The sequence below is a fragment of the Oceanisphaera psychrotolerans genome, from assembly GCF_001870485.1.
Classification (GTDB): domain Bacteria; phylum Pseudomonadota; class Gammaproteobacteria; order Enterobacterales; family Aeromonadaceae; genus Oceanimonas; species Oceanimonas psychrotolerans.
Genome location: NZ_MDKE01000070.1, coordinates 34,558 through 56,907 on the forward strand (window position 1 = coordinate 34,558; position 22,350 = coordinate 56,907).

21 protein-coding genes, 1 tRNA gene and 2 pseudogenes are annotated in these 22,350 nt (G+C 57.7%); 10 read left to right on the plus strand and 14 right to left on the minus strand.

The genetic code is table 11. The features are described 5' to 3' along the window. Positions 1-10: 10 nt before the first annotated feature. Positions 11-1,240 carry a multifunctional CCA addition/repair protein gene (locus BFR47_RS16965; protein ID WP_071474163.1) on the plus strand — a complete coding sequence of 410 codons (1,230 nt, stop codon included), beginning with the start codon at positions 11-13 and terminating at the stop codon, positions 1,238-1,240. On the opposite strand, the gene BFR47_RS16970 is transcribed toward BFR47_RS16965, so the two are convergent. Continuing rightward, complete coding sequence (locus BFR47_RS16970; RefSeq protein WP_071474164.1) at positions 1,237-2,040, minus strand: undecaprenyl-diphosphate phosphatase; 804 nt, start codon at positions 2,038-2,040, stop codon at positions 1,237-1,239. The two genes, BFR47_RS16965 and BFR47_RS16970, sit on opposite strands and share 4 nt — an antisense overlap. 68 nt (positions 2,041-2,108) lie before the next feature. Continuing rightward, on the minus strand, positions 2,109-2,477 hold the full coding sequence (gene folB, locus BFR47_RS16975) for a dihydroneopterin aldolase (RefSeq protein ID WP_071474165.1): 369 nt from the start codon (positions 2,475-2,477) through the stop codon (positions 2,109-2,111). A gap of 122 nt (positions 2,478-2,599) precedes the next feature. Between folB and plsY the strand changes: the two genes are divergently transcribed. Next, entirely contained in the window at positions 2,600-3,208 is a 609-nt protein-coding gene (gene plsY, locus BFR47_RS16980; protein ID WP_071474166.1) for a glycerol-3-phosphate 1-O-acyltransferase PlsY, read from the plus strand. Positions 3,209-3,238: 30 nt separating this feature from the next. Here the strand turns inward: plsY and tsaD are convergent, their stop codons facing one another. Continuing rightward, on the minus strand, positions 3,239-4,255 hold the full coding sequence (tsaD, locus tag BFR47_RS16985) for a tRNA (adenosine(37)-N6)-threonylcarbamoyltransferase complex transferase subunit TsaD (RefSeq protein ID WP_071474167.1): 1,017 nt from the start codon (positions 4,253-4,255) through the stop codon (positions 3,239-3,241). Between the two features lie 179 nt (positions 4,256-4,434). Between tsaD and rpsU the strand changes: the two genes are divergently transcribed. From rpsU to BFR47_RS19495, 6 genes and pseudogenes are all read left to right on the plus strand, one after another. Continuing rightward, the gene (gene rpsU, locus BFR47_RS16990; protein ID WP_014293599.1) at positions 4,435-4,650 is read left to right on the plus strand and encodes a 30S ribosomal protein S21; all 216 of its coding nucleotides are present in this window, start codon (positions 4,435-4,437) and stop codon (positions 4,648-4,650) included. 15 nt (positions 4,651-4,665) lie between these two features. Beyond that, entirely contained in the window at positions 4,666-5,109 is a 444-nt protein-coding gene (locus BFR47_RS16995) for a GatB/YqeY domain-containing protein (protein ID WP_071474168.1), read from the plus strand. A 78-nt stretch (positions 5,110-5,187) separates the two neighbouring features. Next, positions 5,188-6,966, plus strand: coding sequence for a DNA primase (dnaG, locus tag BFR47_RS17000; protein ID WP_071474224.1), 1,779 nt, complete (start codon positions 5,188-5,190; stop codon positions 6,964-6,966). A 223-nt stretch (positions 6,967-7,189) separates the two neighbouring features. Next, a pseudogene (gene rpoD, locus BFR47_RS17005) lies at positions 7,190-9,037 on the plus strand (RNA polymerase sigma factor RpoD); the annotation flags it as partial. A gap of 153 nt (positions 9,038-9,190) precedes the next feature. Further along, positions 9,191-9,267: transfer RNA gene (locus BFR47_RS17010), tRNA-Ile, on the plus strand. A 70-nt stretch (positions 9,268-9,337) separates the two neighbouring features. Continuing rightward, a complete protein-coding gene (locus tag BFR47_RS19495; RefSeq protein ID WP_245748986.1) occupies positions 9,338-9,535 on the plus strand; it encodes a hydroxyisourate hydrolase in 198 nt (65 codons plus the stop codon). Between the two features lie 13 nt (positions 9,536-9,548). Here BFR47_RS19495 and BFR47_RS17015 read toward each other — a convergent pair whose 3' ends face one another. The 10 genes and pseudogenes from BFR47_RS17015 to cuyA all read right to left on the minus strand — a co-directional run bounded on the left by BFR47_RS17015 (position 9,549) and on the right by cuyA (position 19,809). Next, a complete protein-coding gene (locus BFR47_RS17015) occupies positions 9,549-10,478 on the minus strand; it encodes a hydroxyacid dehydrogenase (RefSeq protein ID WP_071474170.1) in 930 nt (309 codons plus the stop codon). A gap of 162 nt (positions 10,479-10,640) precedes the next feature. After that, on the minus strand, positions 10,641-10,748 hold the full coding sequence (locus BFR47_RS18895) for a dicarboxylate/amino acid:cation symporter (RefSeq protein ID WP_245748987.1): 108 nt from the start codon (positions 10,746-10,748) through the stop codon (positions 10,641-10,643). Continuing rightward, positions 10,749-11,902 (minus strand): annotated as a pseudogene (locus BFR47_RS17020) (dicarboxylate/amino acid:cation symporter); the annotation flags it as partial. A gap of 429 nt (positions 11,903-12,331) precedes the next feature. After that, the gene (gene cuyB / locus BFR47_RS17025; protein ID WP_071474171.1) at positions 12,332-13,030 is read right to left on the minus strand and encodes a cysteate racemase; all 699 of its coding nucleotides are present in this window, start codon (positions 13,028-13,030) and stop codon (positions 12,332-12,334) included. A gap of 53 nt (positions 13,031-13,083) precedes the next feature. After that, a complete protein-coding gene (locus BFR47_RS17030; protein ID WP_071474172.1) occupies positions 13,084-14,364 on the minus strand; it encodes a TRAP transporter large permease in 1,281 nt (426 codons plus the stop codon). A 61-nt stretch (positions 14,365-14,425) separates the two neighbouring features. Next, the gene (locus BFR47_RS17035; RefSeq protein ID WP_071474173.1) at positions 14,426-14,965 is read right to left on the minus strand and encodes a TRAP transporter small permease; all 540 of its coding nucleotides are present in this window, start codon (positions 14,963-14,965) and stop codon (positions 14,426-14,428) included. Between the two features lie 99 nt (positions 14,966-15,064). Next, the gene (locus BFR47_RS17040; protein ID WP_071474174.1) at positions 15,065-16,054 is read right to left on the minus strand and encodes a TRAP transporter substrate-binding protein; all 990 of its coding nucleotides are present in this window, start codon (positions 16,052-16,054) and stop codon (positions 15,065-15,067) included. Between the two features lie 80 nt (positions 16,055-16,134). Continuing rightward, positions 16,135-17,343, minus strand: coding sequence for a DegT/DnrJ/EryC1/StrS family aminotransferase (locus tag BFR47_RS17045; protein WP_071474175.1), 1,209 nt, complete (start codon positions 17,341-17,343; stop codon positions 16,135-16,137). Between the two features lie 41 nt (positions 17,344-17,384). Next, positions 17,385-18,698, minus strand: coding sequence for a histidinol dehydrogenase (gene hisD, locus BFR47_RS17050; RefSeq protein ID WP_071474176.1), 1,314 nt, complete (start codon positions 18,696-18,698; stop codon positions 17,385-17,387). Between the two features lie 100 nt (positions 18,699-18,798). Next, positions 18,799-19,809: a D-cysteate sulfo-lyase gene (gene cuyA, locus BFR47_RS17055; protein WP_071474177.1), complete on the minus strand. Its 1,011-nt coding sequence runs from the start codon at positions 19,807-19,809 to the stop codon at positions 18,799-18,801. Between the two features lie 186 nt (positions 19,810-19,995). Here cuyA and BFR47_RS17060 point away from each other — a divergent pair, with 186 nt between their 5' ends. Then, complete coding sequence (locus tag BFR47_RS17060; protein ID WP_071474178.1) at positions 19,996-20,904, plus strand: LysR family transcriptional regulator; 909 nt, start codon at positions 19,996-19,998, stop codon at positions 20,902-20,904. A 67-nt stretch (positions 20,905-20,971) separates the two neighbouring features. Here the strand turns inward: BFR47_RS17060 and BFR47_RS17065 are convergent, their stop codons facing one another. Next, positions 20,972-21,790, minus strand: coding sequence for a DUF2797 domain-containing protein (locus BFR47_RS17065; protein ID WP_071474179.1), 819 nt, complete (start codon positions 21,788-21,790; stop codon positions 20,972-20,974). A gap of 140 nt (positions 21,791-21,930) precedes the next feature. Here BFR47_RS17065 and BFR47_RS17070 point away from each other — a divergent pair, with 140 nt between their 5' ends. Continuing rightward, positions 21,931-22,350, plus strand: a complete 420-nt coding sequence (locus tag BFR47_RS17070) for a VOC family protein (RefSeq protein WP_071474225.1) — start codon at positions 21,931-21,933, stop codon at positions 22,348-22,350.

Genomic DNA, 22,350 nt, shown 5'->3' on the forward strand with positions numbered 1-22,350 from the left:
GACTGAATTCGTGGAAGTCTATCTGGTGGGGGGCGCGGTACGCGATGAGCTGCTGGGGCTGGAGGTCAGGGAGCGCGATTACATGGTGGTGGGGGCGACCCCCGAGCAATTGATCACGCTTGGCTACCATCAGGTAGGCAAGGATTTTCCGGTTTTCCTGCACCCGCAAAGCAAAGAAGAATATGCACTGGCCCGTACCGAACGCAAATCGGGGCAAGGCTATACCGGCTTTATCTGCGAATTCGGCCCCGAAGTGACGCTGGAAGAAGACCTGATGCGTCGGGACCTGACCATCAATGCCATCGCCCGGGACGAACAGGGCAAGCTGCATGATCCCTATGGCGGCGTGGCCGATATCGAGCACAGAATATTACGCCACGTCTCCTCAGCCTTCGGTGAAGATCCGTTACGAGTGTTACGGGTCGCCCGCTTTGCCGCCCGCTTTCATGGCCTGGGCTTTACCCTGGCCGATGAGACCCTGCTCCTGCTGCAACAGATGGCCGCCAGCGGTGAGCTCGGTGCCCTGACCCCGGAGCGGGTCTGGAAAGAAACGGAAAAAGCCCTGGCGTGCGAGCACCCCCAGGTATTTTTCGAGGTATTGCGTCGGTGCGGTGCACTCAAGGAGCTGTTTCCGGAAGTGGAGGCGCTGTTCGGCGTGCCCGGTCCGAAACAGTGGCATCCGGAAATCGACACCGGCCTGCACACCATGATGGTACTCAAACGCAGCGCCGAACTGGGGGCTGATATTCCCTGTCGATTTGCCGCGCTCTGCCATGACTTCGGCAAGGCGCTGACCCCGTCGGACCGGTGGCCCAGCCACCATGATCATGGCGAGCTGGGGCTGACTCCTATCGAGGCACTCTGTGCTCGCATCAAGGCGCCTGCTGCGCACAAGGAGCTGGCCATCCTCATGAGCCGCTGGCATATCTGCCTGCATCGGCTGGCCAACCCGGCGCCGGAACAGGCCGAGGCCATACTGGCGTTGTTCCAGCATACCGACGCCTGGCGCAAGCCAGAACGCTTTGCCCAGTTGCTGCTGTGTGCCCAGGCAGACTTGCAGGGCAGAACCGGTTTCGAGCAACGCCCTTACCCGCAGCGGGAACAGCTGTGGCAATGGCTGTGCGAGCTGAGAACCATTACCGCCGCGCCTTTTGTTGCCCGGGGACTCAAAGGGCCGGCCATCGGCGAGGCCATTGCTGCCGCCCGCCTGCAGCAACTCAGGCTGTGGCTGACCGCCTAGAGCTGCCCGGCCATCACCCAGAACAGCACCGCGCCCAGCCCCAGCCGATACCACACGAAAGGCATGACACCAATACGGTTGAGCAGGGCGAGAAACAGATGAATACAGGCCAGGGCGCTGGCAAAAGAGACCACCACGCCCAGGCCGATGGTCGACCAGGGCATCAGGGTCCCGGATTCGATCAAGCCGGTCGCCTGATGGCTGCCGGCCAGAAAAATGATGGGAATGGACATCAGAAACGAGAACCGGGCGGCGGCCTGCCGGGTCATGCCCAGCATCAGCCCGGCGGTCAGGGTAATGCCGCTGCGCGAGGTGCCCGGGATCAGGGCCAGTGCCTGGGCGCACCCCAACAGCAGGGCGCCCCGCCAGCCGGTCTGATATTCATCTTTACGCAGCTGCGCCATTTTGTCCGCGGCCCACAGCAGCAAACCAAACACCACGGTGGCCGACGCAATGACCCAGCCGGAACGCAGATACTCGGCGATCACGCCGCCGAACAGCACCCCTACCACACAGGCAGGCACCGTCGCCAGCACGATGCTCCAGGCCAGCCGCGATTCGGCATTATGTTCTTTTCCACGTAGAGAGCGAGACCAGGCAAGGGCCAGGGTGGCCACTTCCTTGCGGAAGTAATACAGCACCGCCAGCAGGCTGCCCAGATGGACCGCCACGTCGAAGGCCATGCCCTGATCGCGCCAGCCCAGCAACACCGATGGCAAAATAAGATGAGCCGAGCTGGAGATGGGAAGAAATTCGGTAAAACCCTGGATCAGGGCAAGCAGTATGACGTGCGCTTCCATGTTGTTATTGTTCCTTTCACCGGATACATCAAGAGGCTAGCCGGGTCCGATGACACACTGATGACATTTCAGCTCATGCTGCTGTCGTCGGCAAAACGCTCTATTTCCACGCCAACCCCGGCGGCATTGGCCACCGCGCCCGGTTTGGTCAGTCTGACCTTTACCGAGTGGACCGGAAACTCCGCCAGGATCAACTGGGCGATCTGTTCGGCCATGGTTTCGACCAGTTCCACATGATTTTGTTCCGCGTGACGCGTCACTTTTTGGGACAGGGCCGCATAATCGAGCGCCTTGGTAAGATCATCGCCCAATGCCGCCGGCCGGTTGTCATGTCTCATCTCAAGATCGAAGCGGATCTTCTGTTTTATGCTCTTTTCCCACTCATAGGCGCCGATGGTCGTCAGCACTTCCAGGGCTTGTACAAACACTTTATCCATCGTTTATATCTTCTGTTAAGCTGTGATTATCTTCGGCGACCGGGCCGCTCAGGCTTGGTTAACCAGTTGCGCGATTTCAAGCCCGCAATAGTAACGGATCGACCTCGAGGTATAAACCGAGAATGACGGCCCTCACCCTGTTTATGATCATGCTTGCCTACCTGGGGGGCTCCATCTCCAGTGCCGTGCTGATCTCTCGTCTTTACCGCCTGCCGGATCCCCGTAAGTATGGCTCGGGTAACCCCGGTGCCACCAATGTGTTGCGTACCGGTAACCGCAGTGCCGCGGTCTGGGTACTGCTGCTCGATATCCTCAAGGGCACACTACCGGTGTATCTGGGCTGGTTTCTGCATATCAGTCCACTGTATCTGGCCTTGATTGGCATGGCCGCCTGCCTGGGGCACATGTTCCCGCTGTTTTTTCACTTTCGCGGCGGCAAGGCGGTGGCCACCGCCCTCGGCACCCTGCTGCCGCTGGGCATGGACATGACCGGGCTGCTGCTGCTGACCTGGCTGGTCAGTCTGGGACTGTTTGGCTATTCCTCACTGGCCTCACTCATTACCGCGCTGCTGGCACCACTGTATGTCTACTTCATCAAACCGGAATATACCCTGGCGGTGGCCCTGCTTTCCTGCCTGATCATCCTCCGCCATCACCGCAATATCAGCCGGCTCTATCATCATCAGGAAACGCCGATTCTGGACAAGTTCAAGCGCAATCGTGAGGAGTGACACGGCTCCTCCTCACGCTTCACCATCTGTTCAGTTCACCGCTTCCAGCTCGTCCAGCGGCCAGCGCGGCCGGGCTCGTACCGCCAGCGGCTCGGTCTCGCCGGCTTTCAGTCGTTGCAGGCCGGCGAAGGCAATCATGGCCCCGTTGTCGGTACAGTATTCGTTACGCGGATAAAACACCTCACCCTTCAGCCCGGTCATCAGTGTTTCCAGTTGCTGGCGCAACGACACATTGGCACTGACGCCGCCGGCCACCACCAGACGATTGAGCCCGGTCTGCTGCAAGGCGCGCTTGCACTTGATGGCCAGGGTATCCACTACCGCCTGCTGAAAGGCATGGGCGATGTCGGCCCGGGTCTGGTCGTCGTTGCCTTCGGCGGCGATGGTGGTGGCGGTGGCGGTCTTGAGACCGGAAAAGCTGAAATCCAGCCCGGGCCGGTCGGTCATGGGACGCGGAAACTTGAAGCGGTCGGGCTGACCCAGCTCTGCGAGCCTGGCCAGACGGGGGCCGCCAGGATAATCCAGCCCCATCAGCTTGGCGGTTTTATCGAAGGCCTCACCGGCCGCATCGTCAACCGACTCGCCCAGGATCTGGTAGCGACCGATGCCGTCTACCCGTACCAGCAGGGTATGACCGCCGGAGACCAGCAGGGCAACAAAGGGAAAGGCCGGCACCCGCTCTTCCAGCATCGGCGCCAGCAGGTGACCTTCCATGTGATGCACCGCCACCGCCGGTTTGTTCCAGGCAAAGGCGAGGCTGCGCCCGATGGTGGCACCGACCAGCAAGGCACCCATCAGCCCCGGGCCGGCGGTATAGGCCACGCCGTCGATATCGTCCCGGCTGCAACCCGCCTCGGCCAGGGCCGCCTCGATCAGTGGAATGGTCTTGCGGATATGGTCCCGGCTGGCCAGTTCGGGCACCACGCCACCGTAGTCCGCATGCAGAGCCACCTGGCTGTATAACTGGTGAGCCATGATACCGAGTTGGTCGTCATAGATGGCGATGCCGGTTTCATCACAGGAGGTTTCTATTCCTAATACACGCATGTCGGTCTAATCATTCAAGGCTGTCGAAAAAGAGAGGTCTATGTTAACCTCCCCGCGATTTTTTAACCAGCGAAGGGCTGCCGGACTTTACTTTAGGTTCCGGTTCAGAGTAGAATTTCGCACCATTTTTATTAGACATACTGGTCGGTGACAGGCCAGTTAACCGAGGTGAGAGGCACATGCCAGTAATTAAAGTACGTGAAAACGAGCCCTTCGACGTAGCCCTGCGTCGTTTCAAGCGTTCCTGCGAAAAGGCCGGTATCCTGTCTGAAGTGCGTCGTCGCGAGCACTACGAGAAGCCGACTACCGAACGCAAGCGCGCCAAGGCTGCTGCTGTTAAGCGTCATGCCAAGAAACTGGCTCGTGAAAACGCACGTCGTACCCGTCTGTACTAAGTTGTATCTGATCTCATGTCTTTAAAAGACCAGCTGTCAGAGCAGCAAAAGAATGCCATGCGTGCCAAAGACAAGGCGCGCCTCGGCACCTTGCGTATGCTGCTGGCAGAGATCAAGCAAAAAGAGATAGACAGCCGCGAAATTCTGGATGATAACGCCATCATCGCCATCGTCACCAAAATGGTGAAACAGCGTAAAGACGCCGCCAGCCAGTTTGAGCAGGCAGGGCGTCAGGAACTGGCCGATGGTGAACTCCAGGAAATCGTGGTGCTGCAGGAATTCCTGCCGCAACCTCTGACAGCGGACGAACTGAACGCTTTGCTGACGCAAGCCATCGCCGACACCGGCGCAAGCGGCATGCAGGATATGGGCAAAGTGATGGCGGTGCTCAAACCGCAGATCCAGGGACGTGCAGATATGGGTAAGGTCAGCGCCAGCATCAAAGCCAGACTGGCTTAATCGCTCACGCTGTTCCCTGCCGACGGGCCGTGCCTCATCATGAAGCACGGCTTTGTTTTTTTCGCTTTCCGGTGAATGATGACAGGCAGAATCCCCCAATCTTTTATTGACGATCTGTTGGCCAGAACCGACATCGTCGATCTTATCGATCAGCGGGTAAAGCTGAAAAAAGCCGGCAAGAACTATCAGGCCTGCTGCCCCTTTCACAACGAAAAGTCCCCCTCCTTTACCGTCAGTCCCGATAAACAGTTCTATCATTGCTTCGGCTGCGGCGCCCACGGCACCGTACTGGGCTTTTTGATGGAATATGACGGACTGGAATTTCTCGATGCCATCGACGAACTCGCCGGCATGCACGGGGTCACTGTGCCGCGGGAAAACGGCGGCTCATCCCTATCCCCTGCCCAGCAGGCGGCGGCAAAGGCGGTACGTCAGGATCTCTACGGTCAGCTCAACGACATCAGCCGCTTCTATCAAGGGCAGCTACGGCAGTCCAGGGATGCCATCAACTACCTCAAGGGCCGGGGCCTGAGCGGCGAGGTCGTCAAACACTTCGGCATCGGCTACGTGCCGGATCAGTGGGACAGCGTCAAACGCCAGTTTGCCCGTACTTCCGAGGCCGAACAGCAGTTGATCGAAGGCGGCATGCTGCTGCAAAGCGACAATGGCCGGGTCTACGACCGTTTTCGTGACCGTATCATGTTCCCCATTCACGACAGACGCGGCCGGGTGATCGGTTTTGGCGGCCGGGTGCTGGGTGACGGCACCCCCAAGTATCTGAACTCACCGGAAACCCCGGTGTTTCACAAGGGGCGAGAGCTGTACGGGCTCTATGAAGTTCGCCAGACCCACCGCAATCCGGAGCGTATCCTGGTGGTCGAAGGCTACATGGATGTGGTGGCCCTGGCCCAGTTCGGCATCGACTATGCGGTAGCCAGCCTAGGCACCTCCACCACCTCCGAACACCTGCAGTTGCTGTTCCGCACCACCCGGGAGGTGATCTGCTGCTACGACGGTGACAGGGCCGGCCGTGAGGCCGCCTGGCGTGCGCTGGAAAATGCGCTGCCACTGCTGCAGGATGGCCGCAGTCTGAAGTTCGTGTTTCTGCCCGATGGCGAAGATCCCGACACCCTGGTGCGCAAACTGGGGGCAACCGCCTTCGAGCAGCAGCTGAGCCGGGCTCAGGATTTCGGCGATTTTCTGTTTGAACGTCTGGCGCAGGACAGCATGAGCGGTAATGCCGGCCAGCACGAGCTGGCCAACAAGGCTGCGGAAGCCATTGTTAAAGTGCCGGAGGGCTTTACCCGCGAAGATCTGATCACCCGCCTGTCTCATCAGCTGAACTGGGGTGAAAACGAACGCCGGGTCCGGGAACTGTTCAGCCGCCTGCAACAGGGCAATGGCCCGCAACCGGCCCCCAGACGGGAAAGCCAAAAAAAGATAAAGCTGACCCCCCTTCGCCGGGCCATCGCCCTTGTGCTACAATATCCGGCTGCCGCGGCGAAACTGCCCGTCATGCCCGAACTGGCAGAGCTGCCGTTACCCGGCATGGAACTGCTGCAGGAGCTGTTAGCCCTTGTGCAGCGCCAGCCCGATATGACGACCGCCCAATTACTCGAACACTGGCGCGGCCACGGCTCCGAATCGGCACTGGCAAGGCTGGCAATGGCCGAAAGCCTGTTTGCAGGAGACAACATCGAGCAGGAGCTGCAGGATATTTTCGTGGTATTGATCAACGATTATCTGGCCAGCCGCATCGAAACCCTGCAGCAGAAAAGCCGCCAGCATGGGCTGACCCCGGCAGAAAAACAGGAATTACTGCTGCTGCTCAGCGAAAGCAAAGGCAGCAACGGCTGAACATTGAAAAGTGGGCACGATGCCCCAATATCGTAAGACAGGCCCGGATACGGGTAATGATGAACCATTGAACGCTGCAACACCCCCACGTTATATGAAGACGAGGCGTGTTGGCATGCACAGCCAGCATAGCGATGCTGGTCAAATTTTGTTATAATCGGCTACTTGCGCGCCATAAAAGAGTGCCTGATGCCTACACCCTCTTGCAACATCTAACCGGACGAGTTCTATGGAGCAAACCCCGCAGTCACAGCTTAAGCTTCTCGTTGCCAAAGGTAAAGAACAGGGTTACCTGACCTATGCCGAGGTAAATGATCATCTTCCTCAAGAGATCGTCGACTCCGATCAAATCGAAGATATCATCCAGATGATCAACGACATGGGCATTCAGGTGGTCGAAAGTGCCCCCGATGCCGATGACCTGATGATGTCGGAAACCACCGCCGACGAAGATGCCGCCGAAGCCGCCGCCCAGGCGCTGGCTTCTGTTGAATCCGAAATTGGACGCACCACCGACCCGGTACGCATGTACATGCGTGAAATGGGTACCGTTGAACTGCTGACCCGTGAAGGCGAAATCGACATCGCCAAGCGGATCGAAGACGGTATCAACCAGGTGCAGAGCTCGGTGGCCGAATACCCCGAGACCATTACTTCCCTGCTCGATCAGTTCGACCGTTTTGAAGCCGGCGACATCAAGCTGAGCGATATCATCTCCGGCTTTCTCGATCTTGACGAAGCCGACGCCGTCGCCCCCACCGCTACTCACATCGGCTCCGAGCTGAGTGAAGAAGAGCTGGACGACGAAGACGACGATGATGACAAAGAAGATGATGACGACGAGTCCGAAGCCGACACCGGCCCGGATCCGGAACTAGCGCGTGAAAAATTCGGCGACCTGCGCGAACAGTACGAAATAACCCGCGCCACCATTGCCGCAAAAGGGCGTAATTCTGCCGATGCCGACGAGCAGATTACTGCTCTGGCCGATGTATTCCGTCAGTTCCGCCTGGTACCCAAGCAGTTCGATCGCCTGGTCAACAACATGCGCAACATGATGGAACGCGTCCGTATCCAGGAACGCCTGATCCTGAAGCTGTGTGTTGAACAGTGCAAAATGCCGAAGAAGACCTTCGTGCAGGCCTTCGCTCACCACGAAAGCGAGCAGGAATGGTTTAACAAGCAGCTGGCCACCGGCAAGACCTGGGCCGTGAAGATGGAAGAAGTGGCCGAGGACGTGCGTCGTTCCATCGGCAAGCTCAAGCTGGTAGAAGAAGAAACCGGCCTGACCATCTCGCAGATCAAGGACATCAACCGCCGCATGAGCATCGGCGAGGCCAAGGCTCGTCGTGCCAAGAAGGAAATGGTTGAAGCCAACCTGCGTCTGGTTATCTCCATCGCCAAGAAGTACACCAACCGTGGTCTGCAGTTCCTGGATCTGATCCAGGAAGGCAACATCGGTCTGATGAAGGCGGTCGACAAGTTCGAATATCGTCGCGGCTACAAGTTCTCGACCTACGCTACCTGGTGGATCCGTCAGGCCATTACCCGCTCCATCGCGGATCAGGCCCGTACCATCCGTATTCCGGTACACATGATCGAGACCATCAACAAGCTCAATCGCATTTCCCGCCAGATGCTGCAGGAAATGGGTCGTGAGCCGACGCCGGAAGAACTGGCCCATCGCATGGCGATGCCAGAAGACAAGATCCGCAAGGTGCTGAAAATAGCCAAAGAGCCGATCTCGATGGAAACGCCCATCGGTGACGATGAAGACTCCCATCTGGGTGACTTTATCGAGGACACTACCCTGTCCCTGCCGGCCGACTCCGCCACCAGCGAAAGCTTGCGCAATGCGACCAAGGACGTGCTCTCCGGTCTGACCGCGCGGGAAGCCAAGGTATTGCGTATGCGCTTCGGTATCGACATGAACACCGACCATACGCTGGAAGAAGTGGGCAAACAGTTCGACGTTACCCGCGAGCGTATCCGCCAGATCGAAGCCAAGGCATTGCGCAAACTGCGCCATCCCAGCCGCTCCGAAGTGCTGCGCAGCTTCCTCGACGAATAACGGCCAGTGAACCGGCAATAAAGACAATCAAAGGGCGCTTCGGCGCCCTTTCTCTTGCGCCGCTCACAATATCAACCGTTTAAAAATCAAGCGGATATAGAGCCCCCCGACTGGACAGTCAAGAGCGCTTTCCCTATAATCAGCTCCACTTCCGGCCCCTTAGCTCAGTTGGTTAGAGCACACGACTCATAATCGTTAGGTCCCCAGTTCAAGTCTGGGAGGGGCCACCAAATACCAAGGGTTAGCAGGTTAACAGCCGCTAACCCTTTTTTGTGTCTGATGGTTTTACCTGTAATAACGATGGCACTACCTGTAGTTAGCAGCCAGGAGACTGCCCGGCGCCGGCATCAGGTTAAACTCTATCGGGTTGGAGATGAGCGGACTCAGCGACTGGAGCCCGCTTTTCTGAACGAAGTAGTGAATCATGTCGACCCGGACCACTATCATATACCGCTGATGGTGTCGCCCTACGGCTACTCTACCTACAGGGGCAGCTGATACCTTGCCGGTATTACGCCTCCTGCAATGCCTGCCGCACATTTTCGGCCGTCACACTGCTCACCCGCACATTCGACTCTTCGGTCACACCGGCAATATGAGGCGTCAATACCAGATTTGGCACGCCATGAAAGGGGTTATCGGCGGTCATGGGTTCGGTTTCAAACACATCCAGCATGGCACCGGCCAAACGCTGTTCTTTCAAGGCTTCGGCCAGGGCGCTGTCATCGACAACACCACCACGGGCGGTATTGATCAGTACCGCACCCGGTTTCATAACGGAAAGCGAGTCGGCATTGATCAGGTGCCGGGTACTCTCGACCAGGGGCACATGCAGGCTGAGCCCATCTACCTGTCTCAACAGCTGGTCCAGGGACAGAGGGGTAACCTCTTCCTGCTCCCATACCGCATCATTGTCCTGGATATAAGGATCGAAGGCCGACACTCGCATCCCCAGCGCCCTGGCTTTGCGGGCCACCAAACGGGATATACCACCAAACCCCACCAGTCCAAGGTGACGTTGATTGATCTCCCGGCCAGCCAACTGGGTACGTGGCCAGTCTCCGGCGAGCATGGCCGCATTGGAGTGATAAGCGCCGCGCAACAGCATCAGCAGGCCGGTAATCACATATTCGGCTACCGACTCGCTATTGGCGCCGGTGGCGGGGAACACGTGAATATCCGCCTCTTTACAGGCTGGCATATCGATATTGTCCAGGCCCACACCCAGTCGGCCGACAACCCGCAGGCTGGGTGATGCCGCCAGCAGATCCCCCCTCACCTGGGTACGATTACGTACGATCAGGGCGCGTGCCGACGCCGACAGGGACATTAACTCTTGCGGACGATCCACCAGGGTCGGATCATAATGCACCGAGAAATCGTTTCTCAATGCATCGACCGCGGCTTCGTCCATAAATTCCGAAATAACAATATCAACCATCTTCTAATCCTAAGTTTTATCTTGGTCAGTTCCAATTTGATGCAGCGATCCGGTTTGTTCAGGGGAACTGGCACCACTCTCCTTCTGACAAAGGCACATTCAACCAAAGCACCAGACCGAAACAGCCCGGTGCTCCCATGGGTTGAAACGGGTATTAAACAATCACACCGCTTTCTTGTAGTAGACGTCCTTATCCAGTTCGCCTTCGCTGTGGGCGATCAGCACGGATACCGCCGCATCACCGGTCACATTGACCGTGGTACGCGCCATGTCCAGGATCCGGTCGATACCGGCCACCAGGCAATGCCTTCGAGCGGCAGGCCGACCGAACTCAGCACCAGCGACAGCACAATCAGGCCGCCACCGGGTACGGATGCAGTTCCGATGGACGCCAGGATGGCGGTCAGCAGTATCATGCCGTATTCGGCCATCCCCAGATCGATGCCGTAGGCCTGAGCGATAAATACCGCGGTCAGGGCCTGATAGAGGGCGGTACCGTCCAGATTGATGGTGGTGCCCACCGGCAGCACGAAGCTGGACACGTCTTTGGAAACGCCCAGGTTTTCACGGGCACAGGCCATGGTCACGGGCAGGGTACCGGCGGCGGTGGTGGTGCTGAAGGCAACCAGCTGGGCCTCGAAAATTCCCTTGAAAAACTGGATGGGGTTCAGGCGCGTCAACAAGGCCAAACCGCCACCCAGGGTAACGACCGCATGGATGATGCAGCCCAGGTAAACACCAATGATCACCTTGCCCAGGGGCAATAACACGTCCAGACCGTATTGACCGGTGGTGGTGGCAATCAAGGCGAAAACACCATAGGGGGCGAAGGCAATCACCAGATCGGTGAGCTTGTACATCACATCGGCAAAGGAGTCGAACACCTTCCTCACCGGATCCGCTTTTTCACCGACCAGGTTGATGGCAATACCGAGGAAAATCGCAAACAGGATGATCTGCAACACATTGCCGGTGGCGAAGGAGTTAAAGGGGTTGGTCGGGATAATACCCAGCAGGGTATCGATGATACTGGGTGCGGACGCCACCTCAATACCTGCGGCACCACCCAGATCCATGCCAACACCAGGCTCCAGCCAGATAGCCAGGGCCAGACCAATGGGGATGGCAATGGCGGTGGTCACGATATAGGTCACAAAGGTCTTGATGCCGATCCGTCCCATGCGGGTCACATCCTTGATGGCGGTAACCCCACACACCAGAGAGATAAAAATCAGCGGGACCACCAGCATCTTGATGGCGGCGATAAAGGCCTTGCCGATAGGATGCAGAACGGCGGCATCCTCACCCAACAGGAAGCCGGTGGCCGCCCCCAGAACCAGTCCGATTAACACCTTCTGCCAGACCTGTAGCCGTTTCCACCAGCTGGCATTGCTTATGTTGGCCTTGGCCGTTGCTGTATTCATGATTGAACTCCTTCTCAGTTATCTTTCAAGACGAACATGCTGACTGTATTTGCCCATGCCCTTGGTCTCAGGTTTCTGAAAGAAAATAACTTTCACCACCTCGAGACTTAAGCATTTTGTGTGCCAACTTTAAAAACAACCGAAAAACAGAAACAGACAACGATAAGTCATTGTTTTAATAGCAATTACCATGGGTGAGATCAGACTATTACGGGGGAAAGATTGCAGGGGGATACGTCCTCCCGGACGTATCCCCCTGCAGATTCCTTACTGCATCATTTCAGTGCATTGGCCGCACCATTTCTGCACCCCGCACCATACCTGTGCATTAATGCGCTCCTGGCGTACGGCAAAGACAGCGCTTCGCCATATTTCACGGCTGGCCATATGGCCGACTTGCAACCCGGTGCAGGGCTGCCGCTGTCGTGCTTAGCCTTTTACGGTGTGCACTATGTGCTCGGCCAGTAGCTGAGAGGCATCATAGACTGGCAAATCAATGGTCAGCTTGTCGGATATAACCGAGAGTTCGGTACAGGCCAGGATAATGCACTCGGCGCCGCTTGCCTTCAGCCCGGCGGCGGCCTCGTTGTATCTGGCCAGAATATCGGCATCATGCGTCTTTGCCTTCACCCGCCGGATCAGGTCCATCACATTGGCTTGATGCTCCGGAGACGGAAACAGGGTTTCCACATCCTCGGCATCAAACTTGTCATGATACAGACGGATCTTTTCGACTGCCGTGGACGCCAGCATGCCAACCTTGCGAATGTTCGGCTGACAACGCTTCACCTGCTGTACCGTTACATCGAGGATGTTCACCACCGGGATGGACACCGCGGACACCACATCCGGGTAATACATGTGCGCGGTATTGCACGGGATCACCAGAAAATCCACGCCGGCCCGCTCCAGGCCCCGGGCCATCTCGGCCATGAAGGGACCCGGGCTTTCTCCCGTCCCCTCGATCAAGGCCTTGATGCGGGAAGGCACCTTGGGATTGTTGTCGACCAGCATGTGGATATGGTCAACATCATCCTTCGCCGGGGTGGCGGAAATCACCCGGTGCATCAAATCCACCGTGGCTTCCGGCCCCATGCCCCCTATCACACCAACCGATTTTTCACTCATCTCATACCCACCTGTCGTCAATTGTCACGCTACCCGGTTCATGTTCGTGGACGCTAGTACCCAAACAGTTCAGGCAGCCAGAGCACCAGCTCGGGGAAGAAGGCCAGCAGCACCACCACGAAGATTTCCACCAGCACAAAGGGAATCGCCTTGGCCGAAATTTCCTCGATGGATACCTTGGCAATGCTGGAGCCGATAAACATGTTTTCCCCCAGTGGCGGGGTGGAAAAGCCGATTTCGCAGCAACACACCAGCACGATACCGAAGTGGATGGGATCCACGCCCAGGCTGACCATCACCGGCAACAGTACCGGCGTCACTATCATGATGGTGGCCAGGGTTTCCAGGAACATGCCGACGAAAATCAGGAAAGCGATGACGATGATCCAGATCAGCGCCAGGCTGTCGGTCAGATTCAGCAGCGACTGGGCAATCATGCCCGGAATGTCGTTCTCTACCAGGATCCGGCCAAAGGCGGTGGCGGTGAACATGATGATCAACACGCGACCGGTCAGCCAGGTGGTGGAGTTCAGCGACTCCTTGAAGCCATCCAGAGAGAGCTCTTTATGAATAAAGATGCCGACAAAGAGGGTATAGAATACCGATACTACCGCGGCTTCGGTGGGGGTAAAGAGCCCCGAGTAGATGCCACCGAGGATCACTACCGGTGCCAGTATCGCCCAGATACCGTCCCTGCAGGCCTTGCGCAGGGCGCCCGGCGGATGAATATTGCCGGAAACATAACCTTTTTTCTTGCTGATCACATAGTTGGCAATCATCAGGCCACCGGCCAGCATGATCCCCGGCAGTATGCCGGCCATGAACAGCTTGGTAATGGACTCACTCGCGGTCACCCCATAGATCACCATGGGAATGCTGGGTGGTATCACCACGCCCAGGCCACCGGATGATGCCGTCAGCGCCGCCGAATAGCTGCGTCCGTAACCACGATCGACCATGGCAGGGATCATCAGCATACCCACCGCCGCGGTGGTGGCCGGGCCGGAGCCGGAAATGGCGCCGAAGAACATGCTCGCCAGAATGGCGGAAAAACCCAGGCCGCCGGCCATGGGCCCGGCCATTACCTCGGCAATGTGTACCAGTCGGCGAGAAATACCCGCGCTCTGCATCAGGGCGCCGGACAGAATAAAAGCGGGCAGCGCCATGATGGGGAAGGAATCCACCGCGTTCCATGCGGTCTGCACCAGAGAAACAAAATCATCGCCGGCCGCCAGATAGACGGTCAGCGCCGAGGCCCCGAGGGCCACCACGATGGGAGCACCGATGACCAGCAAAAAGAAAAACATACCAAACAAAATAAAGGGAGCTGTCATTATCTGATCCTCTTACCCCAAAAAATCCATAGTTCAAACCAAGGGTCGGCCGTCATGGTACTCACTCTTTAGAAGCCGGTGTGCTCATCACGTTTTCTTCCAGATTGGGCTCATCCACATCATCAAATTTCACGCCGCAGACCAGTTTCAGGTAGTTCACCTGGATAATACGCAGGCTGGTTAGGGTGAACGAGATCGGGAAAATCATGTACAGGTAAGCCATCGACCAATCGAGTGCCGGAGAGAAATAGGTAAACTCCATCATGGAGTCGATGACCTCGATACTCTTGAGGGTCATCAGGGTATTGAAGGCTATCCAGAAAATATCACCCAGCAGCTCAACCGCATTCCTCATCTTGTACGGCATCATTCTCAGGTGAAAGGTCACCCTATTGTGAGCCGACAACCTTGCCGCGTAAGAGGCGCCAAGAAAAACAAACCAGACAAAGGCAAACCGGGACAGCTCCTCGCTCCAGGGAATGCCGTAGCTGAAGAACACCCTAAAAATGACCTGCGCAAACAGCAGGACCACAAACAAACACAGCAACAGCTGGCAGACATAGTTTTCCAGCTTGTCCATCTGCTTTAACAGTTTAAACATGGTAACGCTCCGACAAAGAGAGCGGAGTACAGACCCCGCTCCCTTATTCAACTTTCAACCTACATCGTCAAAACCGGTTAACAGCATTCAACATCAGGGTTACTTCAACTGCTCCAGCACGGCTTCGAAGTTTTCCTTACCACCGATGGAGTCGTAGAACTGGGGCCAGACCTTTTCCTTGGCCAGCTCAATCCATTTATCTTCATCCTCCAGGGTAAAGACTTCCATGCCGTTATCGATCATGTTCTGCTTGGCCTTGTCGGCTTCGGAAATCTGGAACATCAACACATGCTGCTGGGCTTCCAGACCGGCGCGGGTCAGGATATTACGCTCTTCATCGCTCAGCTTGTCGAAGGTACGCTTGCCGATCAGCAGGGGCTGCAGCGAGTACTGATGATGGATTTCGGTCACGTAATCCTGAATTTCATAGAACTTCATCGTGTTGTTGACGATATAGGGGTTGTCCTGACCGTCTACCACCTGCTGCTGCAGGGCGGTAAAGGTTTCGGTCCAGGCCATGGCGATGGGGTTGGCACCCCAGGCTTCCCAGGAGGCCAGCATAATCGGGCTCTGCGGCACCCGGATCTTCAGTCCCTTCACGTCTTCCAGGCTCCTGACCGGACGCTTGGAGTTGGTCAGATGGCGGAAGTTGGAGTAGGTCCAGCCCAGGATATTGACGCCGACCTGCTTCTGCGCCAGTTGATTCCAGTGGTCGCCCAGCTGGCCGGTGGTGATCGTCACCGCATCGGATGCGTTCTTGATCACGTAGGGCATGGTCAGCATCCCCAGCTCCTTGGAGAACGGCGTGACATTGGCGATCCCGACCTGGGCCATGTCCAGAGAGCCCAGACGTGCATTCTGCACCATCTCGGTTTCCGAACCCATGGCACCGTTGGGATACAGAGTCACCTCGAGATCACCGCCGGAATAATACTCCACCAATTCCTTGAAACGACTGGAAAAGACACCGCCATCCGAATCCAGCGGATCGCCCATGCCCAGTCGTAACGTCTTGGCATCCACCAGCGCCGGCAGGGCGGCGGAGGCGCAGGCAAGAGAAATAGTCAGGCATTTTGCCAATTTCTTCATAGAGAACATATTCATTACCTCAATGTATTTTATGTGTGTTTACATCCATGAAACTGGAATCTGTTCAGCTGTGCAGGGAATTATTCGTTCCCCGATGAGCCGCAAACCTCTTCAAACACTTGCGCGATAATCCGGGTGATCTGCCGGCAGTCTTCCTCGACAAAAGTCAGCGGCAGGCGCATGTCGCACATGGTCGCCAGCACGCGCCGGGTCTCGGGCAAGTCGGGCATCTGCCCCATGTATTGCCAGCTGTCGAAACGGCTGGTGTAGCCCTTGGGATCCGCATCACCAAACCACTTGAGCGGCACCCCCTGCTCTTCGCAGCGGGCAATGAAGCGGGCGATGGTGGCCGCATCATAATCCGGCAGGGAAAACTGGATGGAGCTGCCGACGAAATATTCCGCTGCGGGGCGAACCGGCAAACGGATTCCCTTTATCTGGCTCAATCCCTCGGCGGCCGCGTTATAGAGCTGGTTCCAGCGCCGGCATTGCTCATCCAGGTTCTTGACCTGGGGACGCAGTATCGCCGCTCGCAGATTGTCCATGCGACCACTGTAGTTGGGGGTCTCGAAACGGATACGGGCAAAGGCTTCCTTGGGCGGCGCCGCCAAGTGACGCTCAAACAGCATATAGGAGCCGGAGTAGATGATGGCCTTGGCCATGACATCGTCGTCATCGGTGGTCAGGAAGCCACCTTCACCGGAATTGATATGCTTGTAGGTCTGGGCACTGAAGCAGGCAACCCGACCAAAGGTGCCACTCTTGCGACCATTCCAGCTGGCCCCCATGGTGTGGGCGCAGTCTTCGATAACGATAACCTGATGCTGATCGCAGATGCTCATCAACCGGTCCATGTCGACCAAGTGGCCGCGCATATGGGACAGCAGCAGATAATGCACATCGTCGGCCGCCGCCTTCAACTCGAGATCGGCGAGATCGATGGTGAAGTCGTCGGTGGTTTCCACCAGCACCGGAACGGCACCGGCATTGTTGATGGCACCGGGCACCGGCGCCAGGGTAAAGGCATTGCACAACACCTTGTCACCCGGCTGAACGCCGACGGTGCGCATGGCGATATGCAGCGCATAACCACCCGAGGCACAAGCCAGGCAATAGCGGCTACCCAGGTACTCGGCAAACTCCTGCTCCAGCAGCTCGGTTTCCGTCGGTTCCCCGGCCAGAGAGTTGTACCGGTGCAGACGGCCACTGCGCATGACCGCGATGGCCTGCTCGATACCCTCTTCAGGGATGGGCTCCTGCTGGGTGAAAGACTTGTTGAATTTGATCATGACATCTCTCCGGGCAGGTGCCGGGCACCTGCCTGTCTCACTCAGCAATAACGCTTCTGGTTATAAACGTTGAAGTCCCACTCGGTCTCGGGGAAGTACTTGCGCAGGCGCCAGTCACAGGCCCGGGCATGACCTTCCATGCCTTCGGTACGGGAGATCCGGGAGCCGGCCGCGCTGAACACCAGGTTGGCTTCTTCGCTCAGTTCCTGATAGGTCAGCACCTTCATGAACTTCTGCACGTTCAGCCCGCCGCTGTAACGGGCGGCCTTCTTGGTCGGCAGTATATGGTTGGTGCCGGAGCACTTGTCACCGTGGGACACGGTGCTGCCTTCGCCCAGGAACAGGGAGCCGTAGTTGTTCAGGTTGGCTTTCCACCATTCCAGATCGTCGGCCAGTATCTGCAGGTGCTCACAGGCCCACTCGTCGCTGATCCTGGCCACTTCTTCTCGGCTGTCGCCCAGGATCACCACGCCGTGATCACGCCAGGCCGCCTCGCAGACATCGGCATTGGGCATGTCGGCGATCACCTTGGGCATGATTTCCAGTACCTTCTCACCCAGCTCACGGCTGTCGGTAAACAGCCAGACCGGGGAGTTGGGGCCGTGCTCGGCCTGGGACACCAGATCGACGGCAATGGTCATGGGGTCGGCATTCTTGTCGGCGATAATGGCCGATTCGGTCGGACCGGCGAACACATCGATACCCACCTCACCGAACAGCATACGCTTGGCTTCGGCCACATAGGCATTGCCCGGCCCCACCAGAATATCGGCCGGCTTGCCGGTAAACAGGCCGTAGGCCATGGTGGCGATGGCATGCACGCCACCCATTTCCAGTATCACATCGGCACCCGCCACATGCATGGCATAAGCCACGGCCGGGTTGATGCTGTCACCACGAGGCGGTGAACAGGCCACGATAAAGGGCACGCCGGCGGCCTTGGCGGTCGCCACGCTCATCAGCGCGGAGGCGGCATGGGCATAGCGTCCACCGGGCACGTAGCAACCGGCACACTCGACCGGCAGTACCTGCTGGCCCAGGCGCACGCCTTCTTCGGTTTCAATCTCGAAGGACTGCAGGCTGTCGCGCTGCGCTTCGGCAAAGCGTTTGATCTGGCGATGGGCAAAATCGATATCGTCTTTCACCCGCTGGGGCACCTGCTCAATCAGCGCCTGCTTTTTCTCGTCGGACAGAATGAAGTCGCCCTGCCAGTTATCAAACTGCTTGGCAAATTCACGCACCACCGGCTCACCCTGCTGCTTGATCCGGGTCAGCATGTCCTTGACCACTGCCTGAATGCGCTCATCTTCCTGCGCTACATCGGCTTCTGCCGCCGCTCTTTTAAGATATTCCATGGTATGACACCTGTTAAAAAGAAAGCTCTAGTCATTCGCAAGGCATGCCGCCCTGCTCTTGCCGACCCGGCCCCTCCGGAAGGAGGAACCGGGCACGTCATTAACAATATTTAGGGAGATTGAAGACATCGCGATAACCGAACAGCGCCTGGGCACCACCGGTATGCAGGAACACGATGTTTTCCCCTTTCTTGAAATGACCCTTGCGGATGAGATCGATCAGACCCGCCGCGCCTTTGCCGGAGTAGACCGGATCCAGCAGAATGCCTTCATGACGGGCAAACAGCTCGATGGCTTCCAGGGTGCTTTCGGCAGGAATGCCGTAGCCTTCGCCCACGTAATCACAGTTGGCGACCACGTCTTCGCGCTTGATGGCGCCGGGGATGCCCAGTTTTTCGGCGGTACGCTCGGCCAGACGGAATACGTTGGCTTCCTGCTGCTCGCGAGGTACCCGCACGCCAATGCCCAGCACCGGGATCTGGCTGTTGCTGCCGTACAGACCCGTCACCAGACCAGCCTGAGTACCCGCCGAGCCGGTGGCGTGAACCAGGTGATCGATGCGCAGGCTGCGATCATTGGCCTGGCCCAACAGCTCCAGCGCACAGTTGACATAACCCAGGGCGCCAATTTCATTGGAACCGCCACCGGGAATGATATAGGGCTTCTTGCCTTCGGCTTTCAGCTCGGCGGCGAGTGATTCCATTGCCGCGTTCATGTCGGTGCCGCCCGGATACTTGCGCAGTTGGCCGCCGAACAGCTGGTCCAGCATGACGTTACCGTTGTAGACGTAATCGACATCCTCGGAGCCGGTGCGATCTTCCAGCAGAATGTGGCAGGGCATCCCCAGCTTGGTGGCAATGGCCACGGTCTGACGAGCGTGGTTGGACTGGGTAGCCCCCTGGGTAATGATGGTGTCGGCACCTTGTTCCAGGGCATCGGCCATCAGGAATTCAAGCTTGCGGGTCTTGTTGCCACCGCCAGCCAGACCGGTACAGTCATCACGCTTGATCCACAGGGTGGGGCCGCCCAACAGCTTGGTCAGCTGAGGCATCGGCTCAAGGGGGGTATCAAGATGGGCGAAATGAAGACGCGGGTAACGGGCCAAAAGCATGGGTAACACTCCTCTGTTATTTTGTCAGTTTGAAAAACCTTGTCAGTTTTAAAAACATCGTCGGTACAATCCGGTAACAGCCCCATACTGAAATAGGATCCCGAGCCCGACCAATGCTATCTTGGCTTAGCAAACGATTACTTTTCGGTATACCCGGTATGAAAATTATACAAAGGATTGATTTTAATGGAGTTGAAGTGGTTGAAGGACTTTGTGGCTTTGAGCGAGCACGGCAGTTTTTCCAAGGCAGCCGAAGCGCGCTTCGTCACCCAGCCGGCCTTTAGCCGGCGCATCCGTTCACTGGAAAACTGGCTGGGTATCACCCTGGTCGACCGGGAAAAACATCCGACCACCCTGACCGTAACCGGCCTGGCATTCGTGGAAGAAGCCAAACGGATGATTCACGACACTTATCGGGTACGCGAGCGATTGCAGGGGCAGGAGTCACGTCAGAGTCTGGTGTTTTTTTCCCAGCATTCACCGGCGGTGTCCTTCTTTCCCCACTGGATCCAGACCCTGGAGCCGCTGGTCGGCACCACCCTGGTCAAGCTGAATGCCGGTAACCTGCACGATGTGATGGAGTCCTTCATGGCGGGTATGGGGGATTTTTTGCTCAGTTTCTCATCCGGCGAAAACATCACCCAGCTATCACGTAACGATACCATCTGTATTCAGGTGGGTACCGACAAGCTGGTGCCGGTGTCGGCAGTGAATACCAATGGCACCCCGCTCTATTCGATCGACAATCATACTCCTTTCAAACTGCTGGCCTACCCCGATGATTCCTATCTGGGCGGCATCATCGGGGAGCAGTGTCTTTCCAAGATACCGCCCGACATTGAATATACGATTGTGTGCGAGAACGCCCTGGCCGAAGGCCTGAAAGCCATGGCGGTACAGGGCTACGGCGTCGCCTGGCTGCCGTCCAGCCTGATCCAGAGGGAACTGCAGCACGGACAGCTGGTGATACTGGACGAGCCACTCCATGCCGTGGAGCTGAAGATACTGCTTTACCGGTTCCGGCATACGGTCAAGCCCGAGGTCGAGCTCTTCTGGAAGTACCTGATCGAACTCTACAATCACGGTTATTCGTAACGGGCCGGGCCGCCGAGACCGGGAGCGACGGGGCGTCTCCCGGTGACCTCAACCCCTGACGGTCATCTCAGCCAAGGGTCACTTCGTAGCCGGTAAACTTGCGCAGGTTAATGACCCCGGTGTCGAACATCAGGTATTGGCCCTTGATGCCGAGCAAGGTGCCCGAGACCACCGGGTTCTTGTCGAAGTTGTGGCTGGCGATTTTGGTCGGGTATTCCAGCACCGGATAACTCAGCTCCACCACCGCCTCGTCCAGCACAGTCACCGCGTCTTCACCGTATTTCAGCAGCAAATCGCCGATCTTGTCCTGTATTTCCGGCAGCAGCCGGGCGGCGTCGGCTTTCAGATCCCTGTCGGCGTCGCCGCCCTTGAGCATGGCACGCCAGTTGGTCTTGTCCGCCACCATTTCGGCCAGCGCCACTTCCACCAGACCGGAAAGCTGACGGGTGGCCACACGCAGAATCGGCAGCGCCTGGGTGGCGCCCTGATCAATCCAGCGGGTCGGCACCTGAGTGTGGCGGGTAATGCCCACCTTGAGGCCCGAGGTATTCGCCAGGTAGACGATGTGCGGCACCATGCAGTGACTGTCGCCCCACTCGGGCTCGCGGCAGGTGCCCTCGAAATAATGGCAGGTCTCCGGCTTCATCACGCACATGTCGCAACGGGCCAGTTTCTTCATGCAGGGAAAGCAGTGCCCCTGAGAATAACTCTTGCTGGTTTTTCGGCCGCAGGCATCGCAGTAGATGTTGCCGGTGTGTGTCAGGGTCAGCGTCTGCCCCAGTAGCGGGTTGAGATCGATGCGATGCTCGCCCAACGCCAGCTGGTAGGTGACAGGAGCCGCCAGGGTGGCGGGCATTTTAATCAGGGTGCCGGTGATATTGCTCATGCTTCTTTGTTGTCGGTGATGGATTGCCCGGCTACTTTAACAGCCGCCGCCGGCCGGCGCACCCGTCGGGCCGGTCTTTGGCAACCGTGGCCGGCTGCCGCCATACTCAACGGGCAACCCGCTTCAAGGAGATGGTCATCATGCCTGAGCAGCATTACCCCCGCCTCACCCATATTGCCCTGCATGTACGGGATATCGATGCCTGCATCCGCTTTTACTGTGGCTTCTGCGGCATGGTCGAAACCCACCGACGGGAAAAGCCGCCGCAAACCATCGTCTGGCTCGCCGAGCCCGGCCGGGAGCGGGAATTCATCTTCGTGCTGATGAACGGCGGCGAGGATCTGCAGCTGTCTGCCCACGACTATCGTCATTTCGGCTTCGCCCTGCCCAGCCGGGCGGCGGTGGACGAGCTCGCTCGTCGGGCCAGGGCCGCCGGTTGCCTGATCTGGCCGCCCCGGGACGAACCCTGGCCGGTGGGTTATTACTGCGGGGTGAAGGATCCCAACGGCAATTACGTGGAATTCAGTTATGGCCAACCGCTGGGGCTGCCCGAGGACTAG

Excerpts from the sequence above, each read along its gene's own strand:
- BFR47_RS16970 (WP_071474164.1), bottom strand. The coding sequence starts at position 2,040 with ATGGAAGCGCACGTCATACTGCTTGCCCTGATCCAGGGTTTTACCGAA.
- folB (WP_071474165.1), bottom strand. The coding sequence starts at position 2,477 with ATGGATAAAGTGTTTGTACAAGCCCTGGAAGTGCTGACGACCATCGGC.
- plsY (WP_071474166.1), top strand. The coding sequence starts at position 2,600 with ATGACGGCCCTCACCCTGTTTATGATCATGCTTGCCTACCTGGGGGGC.
- tsaD (WP_071474167.1), bottom strand. The coding sequence starts at position 4,255 with ATGCGTGTATTAGGAATAGAAACCTCCTGTGATGAAACCGGCATCGCC.
- rpsU (WP_014293599.1), top strand. The coding sequence starts at position 4,435 with ATGCCAGTAATTAAAGTACGTGAAAACGAGCCCTTCGACGTAGCCCTG.
- BFR47_RS16995 (WP_071474168.1), top strand. The coding sequence starts at position 4,666 with ATGTCTTTAAAAGACCAGCTGTCAGAGCAGCAAAAGAATGCCATGCGT.
- dnaG (WP_071474224.1), top strand. The coding sequence starts at position 5,188 with ATGACAGGCAGAATCCCCCAATCTTTTATTGACGATCTGTTGGCCAGA.
- BFR47_RS19495 (WP_245748986.1), top strand. The coding sequence starts at position 9,338 with ATGGCACTACCTGTAGTTAGCAGCCAGGAGACTGCCCGGCGCCGGCAT.
- BFR47_RS17015 (WP_071474170.1), bottom strand. The coding sequence starts at position 10,478 with ATGGTTGATATTGTTATTTCGGAATTTATGGACGAAGCCGCGGTCGAT.
- BFR47_RS18895 (WP_245748987.1), bottom strand. The coding sequence starts at position 10,748 with ATGGCGCGTACCACGGTCAATGTGACCGGTGATGCGGCGGTATCCGTG.
- cuyB (WP_071474171.1), bottom strand. The coding sequence starts at position 13,030 with ATGAGTGAAAAATCGGTTGGTGTGATAGGGGGCATGGGGCCGGAAGCC.
- BFR47_RS17030 (WP_071474172.1), bottom strand. The coding sequence starts at position 14,364 with ATGACAGCTCCCTTTATTTTGTTTGGTATGTTTTTCTTTTTGCTGGTC.
- BFR47_RS17035 (WP_071474173.1), bottom strand. The coding sequence starts at position 14,965 with ATGTTTAAACTGTTAAAGCAGATGGACAAGCTGGAAAACTATGTCTGC.
- BFR47_RS17040 (WP_071474174.1), bottom strand. The coding sequence starts at position 16,054 with ATGAAGAAATTGGCAAAATGCCTGACTATTTCTCTTGCCTGCGCCTCC.
- BFR47_RS17045 (WP_071474175.1), bottom strand. The coding sequence starts at position 17,343 with ATGATCAAATTCAACAAGTCTTTCACCCAGCAGGAGCCCATCCCTGAA.
- hisD (WP_071474176.1), bottom strand. The coding sequence starts at position 18,698 with ATGGAATATCTTAAAAGAGCGGCGGCAGAAGCCGATGTAGCGCAGGAA.
- cuyA (WP_071474177.1), bottom strand. The coding sequence starts at position 19,809 with ATGCTTTTGGCCCGTTACCCGCGTCTTCATTTCGCCCATCTTGATACC.
- BFR47_RS17060 (WP_071474178.1), top strand. The coding sequence starts at position 19,996 with ATGGAGTTGAAGTGGTTGAAGGACTTTGTGGCTTTGAGCGAGCACGGC.
- BFR47_RS17065 (WP_071474179.1), bottom strand. The coding sequence starts at position 21,790 with ATGAGCAATATCACCGGCACCCTGATTAAAATGCCCGCCACCCTGGCG.
- BFR47_RS17070 (WP_071474225.1), top strand. The coding sequence starts at position 21,931 with ATGCCTGAGCAGCATTACCCCCGCCTCACCCATATTGCCCTGCATGTA.